This window comes from Candidatus Filomicrobium marinum (genome assembly GCF_000981545.1).
Taxonomy (GTDB): domain Bacteria; phylum Pseudomonadota; class Alphaproteobacteria; order Rhizobiales; family Hyphomicrobiaceae; genus Filomicrobium; species Filomicrobium insigne.
This window is the reverse complement of the sequence record NZ_LN829119.1, coordinates 2,832,942-2,851,098: the sequence shown is the minus strand read 5'-3', so window position 1 is coordinate 2,851,098 and position 18,157 is coordinate 2,832,942. Positions and strand designations below refer to the sequence as shown.

General features: G+C 57.8%; 17 protein-coding genes. All 17 read right to left on the bottom strand.

Annotated elements, in window-relative coordinates:
- Positions 1-7 precede the first annotated feature (7 nt).
- Positions 8-1,354, bottom strand: a complete 1,347-nt coding sequence (gene proS / locus YBN1229_RS13365; RefSeq protein ID WP_046478808.1) for a proline--tRNA ligase — start codon at positions 1,352-1,354, stop codon at positions 8-10.
- A gap of 558 nt (positions 1,355-1,912) precedes the next feature.
- Complete coding sequence (locus YBN1229_RS13355; protein ID WP_046478812.1) at positions 1,913-2,182, bottom strand: DUF1467 family protein; 270 nt, start codon at positions 2,180-2,182, stop codon at positions 1,913-1,915.
- Positions 2,183-2,266: 84 nt separating this feature from the next.
- Positions 2,267-2,671 carry a methylmalonyl-CoA epimerase gene (gene mce / locus YBN1229_RS13350; protein ID WP_046478815.1) on the bottom strand — a complete coding sequence of 135 codons (405 nt, stop codon included), beginning with the start codon at positions 2,669-2,671 and terminating at the stop codon, positions 2,267-2,269.
- Between the two features lie 32 nt (positions 2,672-2,703).
- A complete protein-coding gene (locus YBN1229_RS13345; RefSeq protein WP_046478817.1) occupies positions 2,704-4,413 on the bottom strand; it encodes a ribonuclease J in 1,710 nt (569 codons plus the stop codon).
- A gap of 75 nt (positions 4,414-4,488) precedes the next feature.
- Positions 4,489-5,250, bottom strand: coding sequence for a biotin--[acetyl-CoA-carboxylase] ligase (locus tag YBN1229_RS13340; protein ID WP_046478820.1), 762 nt, complete (start codon positions 5,248-5,250; stop codon positions 4,489-4,491).
- 17 nt (positions 5,251-5,267) lie between these two features.
- A complete protein-coding gene (gene nuoN, locus YBN1229_RS13335; RefSeq protein ID WP_046478823.1) occupies positions 5,268-6,722 on the bottom strand; it encodes an NADH-quinone oxidoreductase subunit NuoN in 1,455 nt (484 codons plus the stop codon).
- Positions 6,723-6,738: 16 nt separating this feature from the next.
- Positions 6,739-8,238: an NADH-quinone oxidoreductase subunit M gene (locus tag YBN1229_RS13330; RefSeq protein ID WP_046480530.1), complete on the bottom strand. Its 1,500-nt coding sequence runs from the start codon at positions 8,236-8,238 to the stop codon at positions 6,739-6,741.
- Positions 8,239-8,240: 2 nt separating this feature from the next.
- Positions 8,241-10,202: an NADH-quinone oxidoreductase subunit L gene (gene nuoL, locus YBN1229_RS13325; protein ID WP_046478826.1), complete on the bottom strand. Its 1,962-nt coding sequence runs from the start codon at positions 10,200-10,202 to the stop codon at positions 8,241-8,243.
- Between the two features lie 28 nt (positions 10,203-10,230).
- Positions 10,231-10,539 (bottom strand): NADH-quinone oxidoreductase subunit NuoK, encoded by a 309-nt coding sequence (nuoK, locus tag YBN1229_RS13320; RefSeq protein WP_046478828.1) that lies wholly within the window; start codon positions 10,537-10,539, stop codon positions 10,231-10,233.
- 54 nt (positions 10,540-10,593) lie between these two features.
- Positions 10,594-11,238, bottom strand: coding sequence for an NADH-quinone oxidoreductase subunit J (locus YBN1229_RS13315; protein ID WP_046478830.1), 645 nt, complete (start codon positions 11,236-11,238; stop codon positions 10,594-10,596).
- A 63-nt stretch (positions 11,239-11,301) separates the two neighbouring features.
- The gene (locus YBN1229_RS13310; protein ID WP_046478831.1) at positions 11,302-11,649 is read right to left on the bottom strand and encodes a hypothetical protein; all 348 of its coding nucleotides are present in this window, start codon (positions 11,647-11,649) and stop codon (positions 11,302-11,304) included.
- Positions 11,624-12,112 (bottom strand): NADH-quinone oxidoreductase subunit NuoI, encoded by a 489-nt coding sequence (nuoI, locus tag YBN1229_RS13305; RefSeq protein ID WP_046478833.1) that lies wholly within the window; start codon positions 12,110-12,112, stop codon positions 11,624-11,626. The genes YBN1229_RS13310 and nuoI overlap by 26 nt, the downstream gene beginning before the upstream one ends.
- A 167-nt stretch (positions 12,113-12,279) precedes the next feature.
- Positions 12,280-13,347, bottom strand: a complete 1,068-nt coding sequence (gene nuoH / locus YBN1229_RS13300) for an NADH-quinone oxidoreductase subunit NuoH (protein WP_090229170.1) — start codon at positions 13,345-13,347, stop codon at positions 12,280-12,282.
- Positions 13,344-15,497 carry an NADH-quinone oxidoreductase subunit NuoG gene (nuoG, locus tag YBN1229_RS13295; RefSeq protein ID WP_046478836.1) on the bottom strand — a complete coding sequence of 718 codons (2,154 nt, stop codon included), beginning with the start codon at positions 15,495-15,497 and terminating at the stop codon, positions 13,344-13,346. The genes nuoH and nuoG overlap by 4 nt, the downstream gene beginning before the upstream one ends.
- 181 nt (positions 15,498-15,678) lie before the next feature.
- Positions 15,679-16,605 carry a GTPase Era gene (gene era / locus YBN1229_RS13290; RefSeq protein ID WP_046478838.1) on the bottom strand — a complete coding sequence of 309 codons (927 nt, stop codon included), beginning with the start codon at positions 16,603-16,605 and terminating at the stop codon, positions 15,679-15,681.
- Complete coding sequence (gene rnc / locus YBN1229_RS13285; protein ID WP_244466771.1) at positions 16,598-17,335, bottom strand: ribonuclease III; 738 nt, start codon at positions 17,333-17,335, stop codon at positions 16,598-16,600. Before rnc ends, era begins: the two co-directional genes overlap by 8 nt.
- Before the next feature lie 10 nt (positions 17,336-17,345).
- Positions 17,346-18,116 (bottom strand): signal peptidase I, encoded by a 771-nt coding sequence (gene lepB, locus YBN1229_RS13280; protein ID WP_046478841.1) that lies wholly within the window; start codon positions 18,114-18,116, stop codon positions 17,346-17,348.
- Positions 18,117-18,157 lie beyond the last annotated feature (41 nt).

The following is an 18,157-nucleotide window of genomic DNA, read 5'->3' as shown; positions in this document are numbered from 1 at the left end:
CTGCGTCCTAGCAGAGAACCCGCCCGGACTGCACCAGATCTATGACGCGCGCAAGGCCAGCTTCGAGCGAAACGGTCTCACGGGTGCCGTCGGCACGCACCTTAACCTCAAGTTCGCCCGTTTTGAGGCCCTTAGGCCCGACGATCAGTTGATACGGTATGCCTATGATATCCATAGTGGAAAATTTCGCCCCGGCGCGTTCGTCGGTATCGTCATATAGAACATCGATGCCGGCGTTGCGCAGTTTCCCGTAGAGATCTGCACATGCCGCATCCGTTGCCGCGTCGCCGGTGCGCAGGTTGAGAAGCCCGACTTCGAACGGTGCAACAGGCAGAGGCCAAACGATCCCTGCGTCGTCGTGGCTTGCTTCGATAATCGCCCCGACGAGACGGGACACCCCAATGCCATAAGACCCCATTTGGAGCGTAACCATCTGGCCGTCCGGGCCCTGCACACGCGCGCCCATGGGCTCTGCGTATTTCGTGCCGAAGAAGAAGATGTGTCCGATCTCGATGCCCCGCGCCGTAACTTGGCTTTCTGCGGGTACTTCTGTGTCGAAGCGCTTCGCATCGTGCATTTCATCGGTCGCCGCGTAAAGCGATGTCCAGGCGTCAACGATCGGAGACAGATCTCCCAGGAAGTCGGTATCCGCTGGGGGAATTGCGCCTTCGATGAGGTCGCGATGGCAGAAGACCTGGCTCTCACCCGTATCGGCGAGAATGATGAACTCGTGGCTCAAATCACCGCCTATGGGGCCGGTATCCGCGGCCATAGGTACTGCCTTCAGTCCCATACGGGCAAACGTGCGAAGGTAAGCGACGAACATGCGCTGATAGCTGCGCCGCGCGTCTTCCGCGGTAAGATCGAACGAATAGGCATCCTTCATAAGGAACTCGCGACCACGCATCACCCCAAAGCGGGGGCGGATCTCGTCGCGGAACTTCCACTGGATGTTGTAAAGGTTCTTGGGAAGGTCGCGGTAGCTCTTCACGCTGTCGCGAAAAATAGCGGTGATCACTTCTTCGGCAGTCGGGCCATACAGCATGTCGCGCTCATGGCGATCGGTGATGCGCAACATCTCCTTCCCATAGGCCTCATAGCGCCCGGATTCGCGCCAGAGATCGGCCGATTGCACCGTCGGCATAAGTACTTCAACAGCGCCTGCGCGGTTTTGTTCTTCGCGCACAATCGCTTCAATCTTCTTGAGCACCTTGAGCCCCAGAGGGAGCCAAGAATAGATCCCCGCGGCGGACTGCTTGATCATGCCCGCGCGTAGCATCAGCTGGTGGGAGACGATCTCCGCTTCCTTAGGCGTGTCTCGCAGAACAGGAAGGAAATAACGGGAAAGATGCATGACGCGCGTTTCGTCTCCTAAGATGGGATCGCAGATGTTTCGCGGATCGCGGCAGCTCGGAGCAACGGAAGCACGAAGACGATCCCGCTCCCCATGCGTCAAACGTCAAATCTATACGGCCGTCGACCTGTGCCGCTCATAACCATGATTGGTGTAGCTTGCAATCCTGCCCGCGATTTATGCCGCGTTCTGCAGGGTTATATGCTGTTCTCAGTCCCAGCTTTTCGCGACACGAAAGTCCGTTTTCTCGGCTTCGAATTTTCTTTGCAGATTCTGCACTTTCCACCGTGACAGTCGGCCGCAGCTGAGCTATGTTCCGGCCGTCAAGAAAAAGGGTCGAAGCCGATGTATCGAGCGGTAAGCGCCCAAGTCTAGGGGAAGAAGCACCATTAGAGCCGACTCGTTTGGCTCCAATGTACTCCAGTTACCCTGTTCGTGTAGCAGGGGGAGGTCCTAATAAGAAAGGCGGTTCAGCCGCCGACCAAGAAAGGAGCAGCGGCTTACACCGGGCTCCTTTTTTGTTGTCTATTGCTCGTCGGTTCACAAAGTTCGTAGCGTTCAACTGGGGCGTGCGCCCGGTGCCGTCGGCATTCCAACATCGATGAGCCGATACGTAATGACGACCCAGACGATCGCAAACACGATGGCGGCAACCAACGTGTTGATGAGGAAAGTCCGCAGCATTCGCGGCCTTGCTGGAGCACTTTCCGGCGTACCTGGCACAATCTCCCCTTCTTCATCTTGGCTCCGGACGCCAAAGGGAAGCACCGCAAACAGCGTCAACCACCAAATAATGAAGTATAATGCCGCCCCGAGGGTGAAGTTCATTTTTCATGTTCCTTAGGTGCGTTGGCTCGCCGCTTGTCGGGCTCTGCGTCCGACGCGGGAGGCCTATGGCGTTGTCGCGAGGACTTACGCTTGCTCCAATTCGGTCAGCGTTCCGCAGAAGTCTTTCGGGTGCAGAAACAAGACCGGCTTACCATGTGCGCCAATTTTCGGCTCTCCGTCACCGAGCACACGCGCACCTTGCGCTTTCAATTGGTCTCGCGCAGCGATGATGTCATCGACTTCATAGCAAACGTGATGAATGCCACCATCAGGATTGCGCTCTAGAAATTTGGCAATCGGCGAGTTCTCGCCCAGCGGCTCCAAGAATTCGATCTTGGTGTTCGGCAGTGTCACGAAGACGACCGTTACGCCGTGGTCAGGCTCGGCCGTAGGTTCGGAAACAGTGGCACCTAGCGCATTGCGATAGACGGATACCGCCGCGTCGAGATCGCGCACAGCGATCGCCACATGGTTCAAACGGCCGATCATTCTTGAAGTCTCCTGAATTCTGAAGTTGCTTGTTATTTCGAGCGGGGCGCCGACTGCTGGTCGATCACATGTAGCAATACTTTTACGATCGGCTTCTTTCCCCACTCCTCATAGATAGAGGAGCGTACCGCACGGCGAACCGCATCACGGACCATCTCGTGGTCCTTGCGTCTTGCCACCGGAATGCTGGCCATTGTGGCATCGACGGCATCGAGCGCAACATCTTCCATAGCATCGCCATCCTCCGTAACGAAGGGGATACCATCCATCGCGAGATCGGCTTCGCCAATCATGATGCCACGACGGGACAAGGCGATCGATACCACCACAATTCCAACGACAGAAAGCTTGCGGCGCTCGCGGACGGGACCTTCTTCAGCGGGAATGATCAAACGGCCATCGCGATAGAGTCGGCTGGTTGGGACGTTCTCTAAGATCTCGGCTGGCTGCGGTGCGAGCCGAACGATATCGCCGTTCAATGGGCTCACAACCTGCGGCACGCCGGCGTTGGTTGCTAGGCGCGCGTGCTCTCGTAGATGGCGTGCTTCTCCGTGCATCGGCACGGCCACCTCCGGTTTGATCCAGCTGTAAAGCTGCTTGAGTTCATCGCGGCGTGGGTGGCCCGTAACGTGCACGAGCGCTTCATTATCTGTGAGCACGTCGCAACCTATTTGCGCGAGCTTGTTTTGTATGCGGCCCACTGCCTTTTCGTTTCCGGGAATGTTCCGGGACGAGAAGATCACTAGGTCGCCCTTGGAGAGTTGTATATCTGGATGTTCGTTGTCTGCTACGCGCGCCATCGCCGCGCGGGACTCTCCCTGGCTTCCGGTCAGGAGCAACACGACGTCGGAGCGGTCGATGTATTTGAATTGCTGCTGATCCAGATACTGCAGCTTCTCAGGCAGATAGCCGGTTTCTTTCGCGACCTCTATCACGCGATGCAGGGCGCGGCCCGCGACGACGAGTTGTCGGCCGGATGCTGTGGCTGCCTCGGCGACGGCTTTGACGCGACCGACATTCGAGGCGAAGGTCGTAACAGCGACGCGATGCGTGGCCTTTTTGATGATTTCGGTCAACGACCGCGCAACCTTGCTTTCGGAAGGAGAGATCCCTTCCCGCAAGGCGTTGGTTGAATCGCAGATCATCGCGTGGACGCCCTCGGCTCCGAGAGCCTGGAGCTTCGCGGCATCGGTTGGTTCGCCCGTCATAGGCTCGGGATCGATCTTCCAATCGCTCGTGTGCAAAGCCGTGCCGACGGATGTGCGCAAAATCAGGCCGGAGGTTTCCGGAATAGAGTGGGCCATGGAGACCAACTCAACGTCAAAGGGGCCAGCCTGAAAGCGCCCGCCGACCGGGATCTCGTTAATCTCGATGGCCATTTGTCCGCCGAACTGCGCCAACTTTGCGCGCAACATTCCGACTGTGAACGGCGTTGCATAAATCGGGACCTGAAGGCTCGGCCATAGCTCTATGACGGCACCAATGTGGTCTTCGTGCGCGTGCGTGATAACGATCCCAGCGAGCGCATCTCGCTGCGCTTCGATGAAACGCAGATCCGGCAGCACCACATCAACGCCCGGCTCGCCCTCTCCGGGAAACGTAATCCCCAGATCGACCATCAGCCATTTGCGCGACTTCTTTGCGCCGACCCCGTACAGGTAGGCGTTCATACCGATTTCGCCCAGCCCGCCGAGGGCTAAGAATACGAGTTCGTCTTCGCCATTGGCGGGTTTGCGCGCCATCAATGCCTTCTTTTTGTTTTCAGTTCGTCGGATGGGCAATTTCGTCGGCCGAGAAATTCCCGGTAGTCGGAGGGTTTAGGCAAGAGCGTCCACAATCTCGCCAAATGCAATCCGGCGAATCGTCCCGCCGTCTTCCTTCAGCAAAAGTGCCCCGTCGAGATCCAACCCGGCGTAACGGCCTGAAAAGCGGGTTCCAGAGGCATTCACGGAGATCGCCTCGCCAGGTGTCCCCGCGAAGCGCTGCCATTCCGCACAAATGACTGGAAAACCAAGCCCTAATTTCCAATCCCCCATGCGCCGCCCCATCGTGGCGTCCAAGCTCGCAAGCAGGGCCGAGCTGTCAGTCACCATCCCGTGGTCATAAAGGCATGTCACGGCCCGGTCGAGCCCCTCGGGGCTGGCTTTAATGTTAACGCCGAAGCCAATCACACAAGCGAGCTGGCGCGCCTCGATCACGCTGGTCTCGACCAATATCCCGGCACATTTTGCCGTTCCAAGCAGCAAGTCATTCGGCCACTTAAGCCTGAGGTTGCCTGCTACACGCTCAAAGCCCGGTTGTTCTGCGACGGCTTCCCGCAATGCGAGGCCGGCGACAAGGGAGAGCTGAGTGGCGGTTATCGGCTCGCAGGCCAGCCTGATGAGGAGGCTCGCACTGAGATTTCCGGGCGGCGATGTCCACGTACGTCCCTGCCGACCTCGTCCGCCAGTTTGTTTTTCGGAGGCAACCCAAAAGGGGCCCGCCTCACCAGCGAGGGTGAGGCGCATAGCCTCGGCGTTCGTCGAGGCGCATTCTTCGAGCTGCAAAACTGGAGCAAAGAACTCAGAGTGATCACTCATTACGTCAAATGCACTTGTCAAAATCTCAGCGATTTAGCTGCCGCACCAGCTGCGTCAACGATAAGTCCGCCGACAAATGGCGTCGCAAATACGAAGATGAAAACTAAGGACGCAGCCATTACGAAGCCAAGCTTCCCGGACACCGGCGCGAATTTCTCTTCCGGGTCCTTCACGAACATAATGAGTACAATGCGAATATAGTAGTAGGCACCTACGACACTCGCCAAAACGCCAATGACCGCGAGCGGGAAGAGCCCTGCCTGAACGGCGGCGCTAAACACGTAAAGCTTGGCAAAGAAACCGGCGAGCGGCGGGATTCCAGCGAGCGAGAACATGAGCATGCCCAGCGTAAAAGCCATGGGCAGATTTGTCTGGGCCAGTCCCGATAGCTGATCAATTTCTTCGATCATCTCGTCGCCGCGGCGCATCGACAGAATGCATGCGAACGTTCCCAGCGTCATCACGATGTAAATCACAAGATAAATGAGAACGGCTTGCGCTCCCTCATGCGTTCCGGCGGCAAGACCGACGAGCGCAAAGCCGACATGACCAATCGACGAATAGGCCATCAGCCGCTTGATGTTTGTCTGGCCGATCGCAGCGAACGAGCCGAGCAACATCGACGCGATGGCGACAAACCAGATGATCTGGAGCCATTGCGGTTCAAGACCGGGGAAGGCTACGCCCAGCGAGCGCATCAAAAGCGCCATTGCTGCGATCTTCGGTGCGCTCGCGAAGAACGCTGTCACAGGCGTTGGCGCCCCTTCGTACACGTCGGGCGTCCACATATGGAAAGGAACCGCAGACACCTTGAAGGCAAGACCGACAAGGAGAAACACGAGGCCCACAATCAATCCGACGTTCTGAGCGGCATCGTGGGCTTGGGCGACTCCGGCGATGACGGGGAAGCTCGTCGAGCCTGTGAAGCCGTAGATCAACGATGCGCCGTACAGCAGCATGCCGGAGGCCAGGGCGCCCAGGACGAAATATTTCAAACCCGCTTCACTTGACCGAAGATTTTCCCGCTGCATCGACGCCAAAACGTACAGCGCCATGCTCTGCAATTCGAGGCCAAGGTAAAGCGCGATGAGGTCGTTGGCGGAAACCATCATCATCATGCCGACCGTGGAGAGAAGTACGAGCACCGCGTACTCGAACTTCATCAGTCGTTTCTTCTTCAGGTAATCCACCGACAGCAAGAGCGCGCCGGCCGAACCCAACAGCACCAGCAGTTTTATAAACCTGCTGAAGCGGTCAACGACAAAGGCTCCCTCGAAGAGTTGCTCGGTCTTGGGCGGTTGCAGAACTATAAGCGCCGCTGCGGCAACGATCAGCAAGAGGGCCAGCCACGTGATCTGCTCGCCGGATTTTTCGTTGTCGGGACCGAAGGCGCCCAGCATCAGCAGCGCCATCGCGCCAACCGCTAGCAAGATCTCGGGCAGGACCGGAGCGTAACCGACCAATATGGACATGCGTTGGTCCCTTCCCTTATTGCGCGGCGACCGCTGCGGCCTGGCCGATAGCAGCTTGATAGTTCATCACGAGATTCTTCACCGACACCGCCATAACATCGAGCAGTGGCGCCGGATAGAAGCCGAAGAAGATCGTCAGGATGACCAACGGAGCAATGATGGCGATCTCACGCGGTTTCATATCCGCAATGTTCATCAGCGACTGCTTTTCGAGCGGCCCGAACACGACACGACGGTAGAGGTAAAGCGCATAGCCCGCCGACAGAATGATGCCCGTCGCCGCAAGGAACGCCACCCACGTATTGGCTTGAAACGCCCCGAGCATGGTCAAGAATTCGCCAATGAACCCAGAGGTCCCCGGCAAACCGACGTTGGCCATAGTGAAGACCATAAAGCAGAATGCGTAGATGGGCATACGCGCGGCAAGTCCACCGTATGCTGCGATTTCGCGCGTGTGCATTCGGTCGTAGATGATGCCAACGCAGAGGAAGAGCGCTGCCGAAACAATGCCGTGCGAGAGCATCTGGAAGATGGCGCCATCGATTCCCTGATGCGTGAACGTGAAGATGCCCATGGTCACGAAGCCCATATGCGCCACTGAGGAGTAGGCGATGAGCTTCTTGATGTCTTCCTGCGCGAGTGCCACGAGCGACGTGTAGATGATGGCCGTCACGGACAAGACGAAGATGAGCGGAGCCAGCTCATGGCTTGCCAGCGGGAACATCGGCAGCGAGAAGCGCAAGAAGCCGTAGCCACCCATCTTCAGCAGAATGGCCGCCAGGATGACCGAACCCGCCGTCGGGGCTTCAACGTGCGCATCCGGCAACCAGGTGTGGACCGGCCACATCGGCATCTTCACCGCGAACGAGGCGAAGAACGCCAACCACAACCACCACTGCATGTCGCGTGGGAACTCTGTCTGCATCAGGGTCGGGATATCGGTGGTCCCGGCCTGCCAGTACATCGCCAGCATGGCGATCAGCATGAGCACTGAGCCCAGCAACGTATAGAGGAAGAACTTGAAACTCGCGTAGATGCGCCGCTTACCGCCCCAGATGCCGATGATGAGGAACATCGGGATGAGACCGGCTTCGAAGAACAGGTAGAACAGGATCAGATCCAGCGCGCAGAAGACGCCGATCATCAACGTCTCAAGCACCAGGAACGCGATCATGTATTCCTTGACGCGGTGGTTGACGGATTCCCAGCTCGCCAGAATGCACAGCGGCATCAGGAACGTCGTCAGGATGACGAACAGCATCGAAATACCGTCGACACCCATCTTGTAGCGCAGGGGCCCGAGCCACGCGTGCTCTTCCACGAACTGGAAATCAGCCGTCGTTGGATCGAAGTTGAGCCAGATCAACAATGATATAACGAAGGTGAACAGCGTCGCGTAAAGCGCGATCCAACGGGCATTGCGATCGCCCGCCGGTGTGCTTGGCAAGAATGCGATGCATAAAACGCCAAGCAGCGGCAGGAAGGTGATGATCGATAGGATCGGCGTAGTGGTCAGATTCATTGGCCAGCTCCACCTGTCATCACGAGGCCGCGCAGGAAGTAGGTCAGGATCAGCGCGACGCCGATCAGCATGGCGAACGCATAGTGATAGATGTAGCCGCTTTGCAGTTTGACGACGCGTCCCGTTGTCCATTGCACGCTGTCGGCCGTGCCATTGATGGTGCCATCAATGACGGCGCCATCGCCCGCCTTCCAAAGGAAGCGGCCCAGACCTTTGGCGCTCCTGACAAACAGCCAGTTATAGAGTTCGTCGAAGTACCACTTATTCAGCAGGAACAGGTAGATCGGGCGGAATGTGCGTGCCGTCGCTTCGGGCAGCCAGGGAGCCTGGACGTAGAAGATCCATGACAGCGCAAAGCCTGAAGCCATGGCCAGGAACGGTGCCCAGTAGACCCACTCTTCGACGTGATGCATGTCGTGAAGAATGTGATTTGAGGGAGCGGTGAAAAGCGCCTTGCCCCAGAACTCAGCGTAGCTTTCCCCGATGAAGTAGGGCGCGAACACAAAGCCTGCGACAACGGCACCAAAGGCCAAAACGAACAACGGCACGAGCATGACCCAAGGGCTTTCGTGGGCATGCTTGAAGACGTCAGGCGCGGCGCGCGTTTTGCCGTGGAATGTCATAAAGACGAGCCGCCACGAGTAGAACGCGGTCAGGAAGGCCGTGAACACGAGCACCCAGAAGACGAAGTTGCCAGGCGTGTGCGCGGCGAAGGTTGCCTCGATGATGGCATCCTTTGAGTGGAAGCCTGCGAACCCAGCCACATGCGGAATACCAACACCGGTCAAAGCCAGCGTGCCGATCAGCATCATTGCCCAGGTGATGGGAATTTTGCCGGCGAGGCCACCCATGTTCCGCATGTCCTGCTCGTGATGCATTGCGTGGATCACGGACCCGGCTCCGAGGAAGAGCAAAGCTTTGAAGAAAGCATGGGTGAACAGGTGGAAGATGCCGACGCTATAGGCCCCGACGCCCAAGGCTGCAAACATGTAGCCCAGCTGAGAACACGTCGAATAAGCGATGACCCGCTTGATATCGTTTTGAACGAGGCCGACGGTAGCTGCGAAGAATGCGGTAACTGTCCCAACCAGCGTCACGACCTCGAGCGCAGTGGGTGCATACTCGAAAATGGGTGATAGCCGGGCGACCATGAAGACACCGGCGGTTACCATCGTTGCTGCGTGGATCAGGGCGGAAACTGGAGTTGGGCCTTCCATCGCGTCCGGCAGCCAGGTGTGCAGCAGGAACTGCGCCGACTTACCCATGGCTCCCATGAACAGCAGCAGGCACAGCGTCGTCAGAATATCGACCTCGTACCCGAGGAAGTTGAACGATTTGCCGGCGGCCTGCGCGGTCGCTTCAAACAGCGGATCGAAGTTCAGCGTGTTGAAGACGAAGAACAAGCCGAACATGCCAAGCATGAAACCGAAGTCGCCGACACGGTTCACGACAAAAGCCTTGATAGCGGCGGCATTCGCTTCCGGCTTCGTGTACCAAAACCCAATCAGCAAGTATGAGGCGAGGCCAACGCCTTCCCAGCCAAAGAACATCTGAAGCAGGTTGTCGCTGGTCACGAGCATGAGCATCGCGAAGGTAAAGAGCGACAGGTAAGCGAAGAAGCGAGAGCGGCTAGGATCTTCGTGCATATAGCCGATGGAGTAAACATGCACGAGTGCAGACACCGTCGTCACAACAACCAGCATGACGGCCGTCAAGGTATCGATGCGTAACGACCACGCGATGTCGAGTTCACCGGAGGTGATCCATCGCATAACCGGGACGCGGGCCGTCTCGGCATCGAAGCCAACGCGCACAAAAGCAACCCACGAGAGAACGGCGGCGATGATGAGCAAGCCGGTCGTGATGAATTCCGAGGCCCGCGCTCCGATAAAGCGCCCAAATAGCCCGGCAATCAGCGCGCCAACAATCGGCAGAAAGACGATGGCAAGATAAATCATGGAGGCCGGCTCCTAGCAGCGCGGGCTGCTAGCCCTTCATCATGTTGATGTCTTCGACGGCGATGGAGCCGCGATTGCGGAAGTAGACGACGATGATGGCAAGGCCGATGGCACTTTCGGCCGCCGCCACGGTCAGGACGAACAGAGCGAACACCTGGCCGACCAGATCACCTAAGAAATGAGAAAACGCGACCAGGTTGACGTTGACCGCCAGGAGCATCAGCTCGACCGACATCAAAATGACGATGACGTTCTTGCGGTTGAGGAAGATTCCAAAGATGCCGAGCGTGAATAAACACGCGGCAACCGTCAGGTAATGCCCGATGCCGATATCCATCTCAATTCCCCCTCGACCCGCGCACATGGCGGGGCCTGATGAAGTGCGGCTCAATCATGAATTCTGTCCTTGGCTAGAAGGAACGATGGCGCTGCCGGACGGAACCTTCACGACTTCAACGGCCGTAGCTGGATTACGTGCGACCTGAGCAGCAATCGATTGGCGTTTCACGCCTTCCTTGTGGCGCAGCGTCAGTACGATTGCGCCGATCATCGCGACGAGCAAAATGAGACCAGAAGCCTGAAAGAAGTAGACGTACTTGGTGTAGATGAGCCGGCCCAATGCCTCGGTATTCGCGATCCCTGATTCTAATGGCGGCGTTGCAGCCTGCAGCTTTCCTGCGGTGCCAAGATCGAACCCGTGGACAATGAACAATAACGCCAGCTCCACCAGGACAATGCCGCCGACGATGGCGCCCACAGGGGCATTCTTGATGAAACCCGCCTTCAGCTCGGCGAAATCGACGTCAAGCATCATAACGACGAACAGGAACAACACTGCCACAGCGCCGACGTAGACGATGACAAGCAGCATCGCCAGGAACTCGGCACCGAGCAGCACGAAAAGTCCCGCTGCATTGAAGAATGCCAAGATCAAGAACAACACCGCGTGAACCGGATTGCGCGCGATGATGACCATTGCCGCCGACGCGATGCATAGGACAGCGAACACATAGAAGAAGAAGGCAATCAACGTCATTTCGATCCCGCGTGCTTTTCGTCGTCCCTGATGGACCTCCGACCCGACGGTCCGTTCGCTTGTTCAGTTCGCATCGCCCTGGCGGCGACGCGCCATCTCCTGTTTCACTGCCGCACAGTGGCCTTGCCACAGCCGTCGAATTTTGGCGCTGCGCCAAGGCCAATAGAGCAATCCGACCGCTGCCACCGACGCGTAGAGCGTCGACATGTCCGGCCCCTGCCGCGCGGCACGCCACACAAGCCAGACCGTCAGTGCGACGGAGGTCGCGAGCAGGAATAACTGGGCCCAGGCCCAACGGCGCTCCTGTCGCACCTGATCCATGGCCATAGCGGCGTACTGGTCGAGTTCCTCGTCACTCAGGACCTTGAGAAGCTCGCTCCAGCCCTCACCGGAATTTAGCGTCGAGCCCAATGTTCTTTGCTATCTCCCTCTCCCAACGATCGCCGTTATCAAGGAGGCGTTCCTTGTCATAGAACAGCTCCTCTCGGGTTTCGGTGGCAAATTCAAAATTTGGCCCTTCCACGATAGCCTCGACCGGGCAAGCCTCCTGGCAAAGACCACAATAGATGCACTTCGTCATATCGATGTCGTAGCGCGTCGTGCGGCGTGTGCCGTCATTGCGCCGGGGCCCAGCCTCAATGGTAATCGCCAAGGCCGGGCAAATTGCTTCGCACAATTTGCAGGCAATGCACCGCTCCTGGCCATTCGGATAACGCCGCAGCGCATGCTCCCCGCGAAATCTTGGGCTGAGTGGCCCCTTTTCGAACGGGTAGTTCACCGTCTTCTTCGGCATGAAGAAGTAGCGCATGGCGAGAAAGAACGCCGAGACGAACTCGGTGAGGAACATCGACCTGACTGCTTGGGCGATCGCCATATTTTAATTCGCCTCCAGGTATCGTCGAACCGCATAACGGGCGGGGGTCCGCCGCGAATATGCCGTAACAATCGGGCCCAGGACATACCTGAGCGTCATCAATAAGGCCAGCCCTTAGAGAGCCGTAATCCCGTCATTACTCCAACCGGTTGTCCGGCTGTGCGCATTCACACGAACCCGCCGTATTGGAGGACGCCGGCAACCACGACGACCATCAGGAGCGACAACGGCAGGAATACCTTCCACCCCAGGCGCATGAGCTGGTCGTAGCGGTATCGTGGAACCATCGCCTTGACCATGGCGAACATGAAGAACACCGCCACGACCTTCAGGAGGAACCAAAAGAACCCAGGGATCCAGTTGAAGGGCGCAACATCGATCGGCGGCAGCCAACCGCCCAGAAACAGGATCGTAGTCAAGGCGCACATGGTGGTGATGGCCACGTACTCGCCGAGCATAAACAATAGATAGGGGGTCGAAGAGTATTCGACCATGAAGCCTGCCACGAGTTCAGATTCAGCTTCTGGTAGATCAAAGGGCGGCCTGTTCGTCTCGGCCAGGGCCGAGATGAAAAACACTACGAACATCGGCAGCAAGGGCAGCCAGTACCAGTCGAGGAACGAATTCGGCAAACCTATGCCGGTACCGAGCCCCTCCTGCTGTGCATTCACGATTTCCGTAAGGTTCAGTGAACCGGCGCAAAGCAGCACGGTGACAATGACGAGGCCGATGGAGACTTCATAGGAAACCATCTGCGCGGCTGAGCGCAGGGATCCCATAAACGGGTATTTCGAGTTCGATGCCCAACCGCCCATGATAATGCCGTAGACACCGAGGGATGAGATTGCCAACAGGTATAGAACCCCGACATTGAGATCGGCGATTACCCAGCGCCCCCAATCGTTTTCACTCACTGGGATTACGGCCCAAGCAGTGAGTGCAAGAGTTGCCGTGGCGACCGGCGCGGCGAGAAACACGCCTTTATCGGCTCCCGCCGGAATCACAGGCTCCTTGAAAACGAACTTCAGAAGGTCGGCGAACGATTGGAATAGTCCGAAGGGCCCGACGACGTTGGGTCCCTTGCGCATTTGCACCGCAGCCCAGACCTTACGATCCATCAGCAGCAAATAAGCGATGATTAGCAGCAGGCCGACGATCATCAGGAGGCTGAAGCCGATGACCGTCAGCAGCCAGATTCCGTAGGTCCAAAGCGTGTCTATGGTTTCCTGCGTCATGCCTCTGGGCTCATCTGGTATTGGACGGACGCTTCGTCCGTACCGAACGGCGTCACGCGGGCGTCGGTTGCCGCGGCGGCTTTCAACGCGCTTAACTGGGCCATGACACGGGATGCGCGCGCGATGGGATTGGTGAGGTAGAAGTCGGAAATCACCTCAGCAAACGGCGTATCACTCACTTTGCCCTCTCGTGCGATGAGTGCCGAACAGGGATCTTCCGTAGCCGGGGTGACGTCGTCAATACGCTGAAGTTGAGGGGCCTGCTTGTACATGGCAGCGCGCAACTCGGTCAGATTATCGAAGGGCAGAGTATGACCGAGCTGCGCCGACAGCGCCCGTAAGATCGCCCAGTCCTCCTTGGCTTCCCCCGGGGCAAAGACCGCTTTGAGCCCCAACTGCACGCGTCCTTCGGTGTTCGCGTAAGTGGCGCTTTTTTCTGTGTAAGCGGAGCCGGGAAGGATCACGTCCGCGCGGTGTGCGCCCGCGTCACCATGGCTGCCTTGGTAGATGACGAACACATCGTCAGGCGGCGGCATATCGAATTCGTCAGCACCCAGCAGATAGAGCACTTCAAGCCCGTCATGCTTGGCAAATTCGAGCATGCCGGCCGTATCAAGGCCGCCTTTGCCAGGCACGAACCCAAGGTCCAGGCCTGCAACGCGTGCGGCGGCAGTATGAAGCACGTTGAACACGCGCCAGTCGGCAGCTTTGTCTTTTCCTGCGGCTCGTGCGATGCGTGCAGCAAGAGCCATGACCGCTTCGCCGTCAAACCGCCGATAGGCTCCGGCTCCAACGATCACCATTGGCGCCTTCGCCTTGCTCAGAATTTCTGCGAAGGCATGTTTTCCATCGGCCAGCTCAGAAAGCGCGGCAGGCCCTGTTCCCAGATGTTCGTAGCGATATGTCAGGGGCACCTGAGCCCCAACGAGAGCAATCTCACAACCGCCCTTTAGATAGCGCTTGCGAATACGCGCGTTGAGAATCGGGGCTTCCAGACGCGGGTTCGTTCCCACGAGGAGGATCGCGTCGGCGTCGTCGATGCCCTCGATTGTCGTGTTGAACAGATAGCTTGAGCGCGGAAGCGAGGGATCAAATGCTTCGTGGGCTGCGCGGCAATCAACGTTGGCCACACCCATGCGATCCATCAAGGATTTGAGTGCGAACATCTCCTCGGCGCCACACAGATCGCCTGCGATAACGCCGATCCGGGAGGCTTCCGTCTGAGCTAATTTCTGCGTCACTACCCCCAGCGCCTCTTCCCACGTCGCAGGACGCAGTTTGCCGCCACGGCGGACGTAGGGCTGGTCAAGCCGCTGTGTCTTGAGGCCGTCCCAGACGTGACGCGTCTTATCCGAGATCCACTCCTCATTCACTGAATCGTTGTTCCGTGGAAGAATGCGCATGACTTCCGGCCCGCGCGAATCGACCCTGATGTTGGAACCGACGGCGTCCATGACGTCGATCGTTTCGGTTTTCCGCAGCTCCCATGGCCGCGCCGTGTTGGACCACGGGCGATGGGTGAGTGCACCCACAGGGCACAGATCGTTGACATTGGCGGAGAGCTCAGAGAGCATTCCGTGCTCAAGGTAGGTCGTTATCTCCGCGTCTTCACCGCGTCCGATGAGACCCAATTCGTCGACGCCGGCAACCTCAGTCATGAAGCGCACACAGCGCGTGCAATGAATGCAGCGGGTCATGAACGTGCGGATCAGCGGGCCGAGGTACTTTTCTTCAACAGCGCGCTTGTTCTCAACGTAGCGCGAACCGCCGACCCCATAGGCCATCGCCTGGTCCTGCAAGTCGCACTCGCCGCCCTGATCGCAGATTGGGCAATCAAGCGGGTGGTTGATCAGCAGAAATTCCATCACACCCTCGCGCGCTTTCTTAACAAGCGCGCTCTTGGTGAGAATGACGTTCGGCGAACCGTCTGGATTGGGGCGCAGTTCGTTCACGGTCTGCGCGCATGAGGCTATGGGCTTTGGCGCGCCTTTGACCTCGACGAGGCACATGCGGCAGTTGCCGGCAATGGACAATCGTTCGTGGTAGCAAAACCGCGGAATCTCGGCGCCCGCCTGCTCGCAGGCCTGAAGCAGCGTGATACCGTCTTCAACCTCGATTTCAGTGTCGTCGATGATGAGCTTCTTGGACATTGGTTCTCCCGCGCAGAACCGCTTCCGGCGTCGTCGACAGCCAGGCTCACAAAGTGATGTTTCCTGGTAACGCGTGAACGACGCTATGGAAAGAGTGACATGCTGACCGGATCGTCGGCACTCCTGTAACCGCTAGAACCCCACAAGCGCAAGCGACATTGCCGCAAAGCCCAAAGGTCGATCAATCTTTTGGGAAATTGAGCCCCATTTCACGATAGCGTTCAGGATCGCCCTCCCATCCTTCGCGGACCTTGACGAACAGGAACAGATGAACTTTCGTCTCAAGTATCCCTTGGATTTCCTGACGTGCCTGCGATGAAATCTGCTTGATCGTCTGTCCGCCTTTGCCCAGCACGATGCTCTTCTGACTGGCGCGCCCGACAAAGATCGTCTGTTCGATACGAACAGATTTATCGCGCAGTTCCTTCCAACTCGTCGTCTCCACCGTAATCGCGTACGGTAATTCCTCGTGGAGCCAGTGATATATGCGCTCGCGTGTGATTTCGGCCGCCAACAAACGCATGGGCGCGTCCGAAATATCTTCTTCGGGATAGTGCCAAGGCCCTTCAGGCGCCGCTGCGGCCAACCAGGTCTTCAAATCCTCGACACCATCGGTATTTAGGGCCGAGATCATGAAAACCCGCTCGAACGGAACGCGCGCGGACAACTTGGCCGCAAGATCAAGCAATGTCGCCTTGTTGGCGACCCTGTCGACCTTGTTGAGGATTAGGATGCGCGGTAGCGAGATATCCGCCAGCCTACCGACAATCGCGTCGACGCTTTCCTCCAATCCCCGTGCGGCATCAACGATCAAAGCAACGATATCTGCCTCGCCCGCCCCACTCCATGCGGCATCAACCATGGCCCGATCGAGCCGTCGTCGCGGCCGGAAAATTCCCGGAGTATCGATGAAGATAAGTTGGCTCGGGCCCGATATCGCAATGCCACGAATGGGAGCCCGGGTCGTCTGAACCTTGTGGCTGACGATCGTGACTTTGGCTCCCACGAGGGCGTTTACGAGGGTCGACTTTCCAGCATTCGTCGCGCCGATAATGGCAACAAAGCCACACTTGGTGCCTCCCGGCGTGGCAGCTTCTGAATTAGGCATTGTCATTGGTTACCCGCCGCACGCCTTCGCGCTGCAAAACAGAACTCGCCGCAGCCTGTTCGGCTGCGCGCTTGGATGGGCCTTCGCCACGGCCCGGCTCAGTGCCGTCGATTTGTACTTCCGCTATGAAAACGGGTGCGTGATCGGGGCCGGTCCGAGAAATCTCCACATAGCGCGGCAACGGCATTCCGCGGCCTTGTGCCCACTCCTGAAGTGCAGACTTCGCGTCCTGGTCGCTACATGATGGTTGACGGCACTGTGGCTCCCATAGGCTGCGCACGGTCGCGCGGGCCTTAGGAAAGCCACCGTCGAGAAAAATTGCAGCAAGCAGGGCTTCCATGGCATCGGCCAAAATCGTGTCCTTGTCACGCCCGCCATTGTCGGATTCGCTCGGAGAAAGAATAAGGTAGCGTCCGAGATTTATCTGTCGCGCTACGGTGGCGCAGGTTTCACGGCGTACGAGTTGATTGAATCGGCGTGCAAGATCGCCCTCGCGGGCGGTCGGCATCGTTTCGCCGAGCAATTCGGCCATCACCAGCCCGAGCACTCGATCTCCAATAAATTCGAGGCGTTCGTTATCGTCGGTATCGGCGTCCACGCTGCGCGCACTTGAGTGCGTCAACGCGCAGCGCAGCAAATCATGCGACTTAAATTTATAGCCCAGCGCCGTTTCAAGCGCCTTCAGGTCTTTGTTCTTTTTGATCATGCGGCCAGTTAAGTAGGCCAGCATTCGAGCCCTATCAACGGACAAGTTTGAAAAAACGCGTCCAACGAATGTCAAACGGCCAAGTCCACGGGGTGAGCAGATTAAACGCCCCCGGCTCATCCACAGCTGCGGAGAAGAAAATGATCTCGGCACGTCCTATCAGGTTTTCGTAGGGAACATACCCAACACCCCAAAGCGCGCGGCTGTCAGTGGAGTTGTCGCGGTTGTCGCCCATCATAAAATAGTGGCCCGCGGGCACCTTATAGGGGCCCACATTATCGAACGGGCCATTGGGCTCGGCGTCCAGAACATCATAGGAGACACCATTGGGGAGCGTTTCCCGATACCGGGGAATTGTCTCCGTGACACCTCCGTCCTCGTATGTCTTGAACGTTCCGGCAGGTGTTCGCTTCACTTCATCGCCGTTGATGAAGAGTATACCGCCGCGCACGACAATCTCATCGCCCGGCAAGCCTATGACGCGCTTGATGTAATCGGTCGAGTTATCGCGCGGGAGTTTGAAAACAACGACGTCGCCGCGATGTGGCTCAGCGCCAAAAATGCGACCATCGAAGAGGTCAAGGCTCAACGGAAACGAATAGCGGCTGTAGCCATAAGACAGCTTAGATACGAACAAGTAGTCACCAACCAGCAACGTGTCCTTCATAGATCCTGAAGGGATGTTGAAGGGCTGATAGAAAAACACTCGCACGATCATGGCGATGGCGAGGGCCTGAATCACGATCTTGATGGTTTCCCACCATCCGTTAGCGCGACTCCTGCTTGCGTTCGTATCCAGGCTCATCGGTTGATCTCCACCGCCGACTTTTCGGGCGACTCATTCAA

Coding starts and splice junctions, on each gene's coding strand:
- proS (WP_046478808.1), bottom strand. CDS start 1,354: ATGCATCTTTCCCGTTATTTCCTTCCTGTTCTGCGAGACACGCCTAAG.
- YBN1229_RS13355 (WP_046478812.1), bottom strand. CDS start 2,182: ATGAACTTCACCCTCGGGGCGGCATTATACTTCATTATTTGGTGGTTG.
- mce (WP_046478815.1), bottom strand. CDS start 2,671: ATGATCGGCCGTTTGAACCATGTGGCGATCGCTGTGCGCGATCTCGAC.
- YBN1229_RS13345 (WP_046478817.1), bottom strand. CDS start 4,413: ATGGCGCGCAAACCCGCCAATGGCGAAGACGAACTCGTATTCTTAGCC.
- YBN1229_RS13340 (WP_046478820.1), bottom strand. CDS start 5,250: ATGAGTGATCACTCTGAGTTCTTTGCTCCAGTTTTGCAGCTCGAAGAA.
- nuoN (WP_046478823.1), bottom strand. CDS start 6,722: ATGTCCATATTGGTCGGTTACGCTCCGGTCCTGCCCGAGATCTTGCTA.
- nuoL (WP_046478826.1), bottom strand. CDS start 10,202: ATGATTTATCTTGCCATCGTCTTTCTGCCGATTGTTGGCGCGCTGATT.
- nuoK (WP_046478828.1), bottom strand. CDS start 10,539: ATGGATATCGGCATCGGGCATTACCTGACGGTTGCCGCGTGTTTATTC.
- YBN1229_RS13315 (WP_046478830.1), bottom strand. CDS start 11,238: ATGACGTTGATTGCCTTCTTCTTCTATGTGTTCGCTGTCCTATGCATC.
- nuoI (WP_046478833.1), bottom strand. CDS start 12,112: ATGGCGATCGCCCAAGCAGTCAGGTCGATGTTCCTCACCGAGTTCGTC.
- nuoH (WP_090229170.1), bottom strand. CDS start 13,347: ATGACGCAGGAAACCATAGACACGCTTTGGACCTACGGAATCTGGCTG.
- nuoG (WP_046478836.1), bottom strand. CDS start 15,497: ATGTCCAAGAAGCTCATCATCGACGACACTGAAATCGAGGTTGAAGAC.
- era (WP_046478838.1), bottom strand. CDS start 16,605: ATGCCTAATTCAGAAGCTGCCACGCCGGGAGGCACCAAGTGTGGCTTT.
- rnc (WP_244466771.1), bottom strand. CDS start 17,335: ATGCTGGCCTACTTAACTGGCCGCATGATCAAAAAGAACAAAGACCTG.
- lepB (WP_046478841.1), bottom strand. CDS start 18,116: ATGAGCCTGGATACGAACGCAAGCAGGAGTCGCGCTAACGGATGGTGG.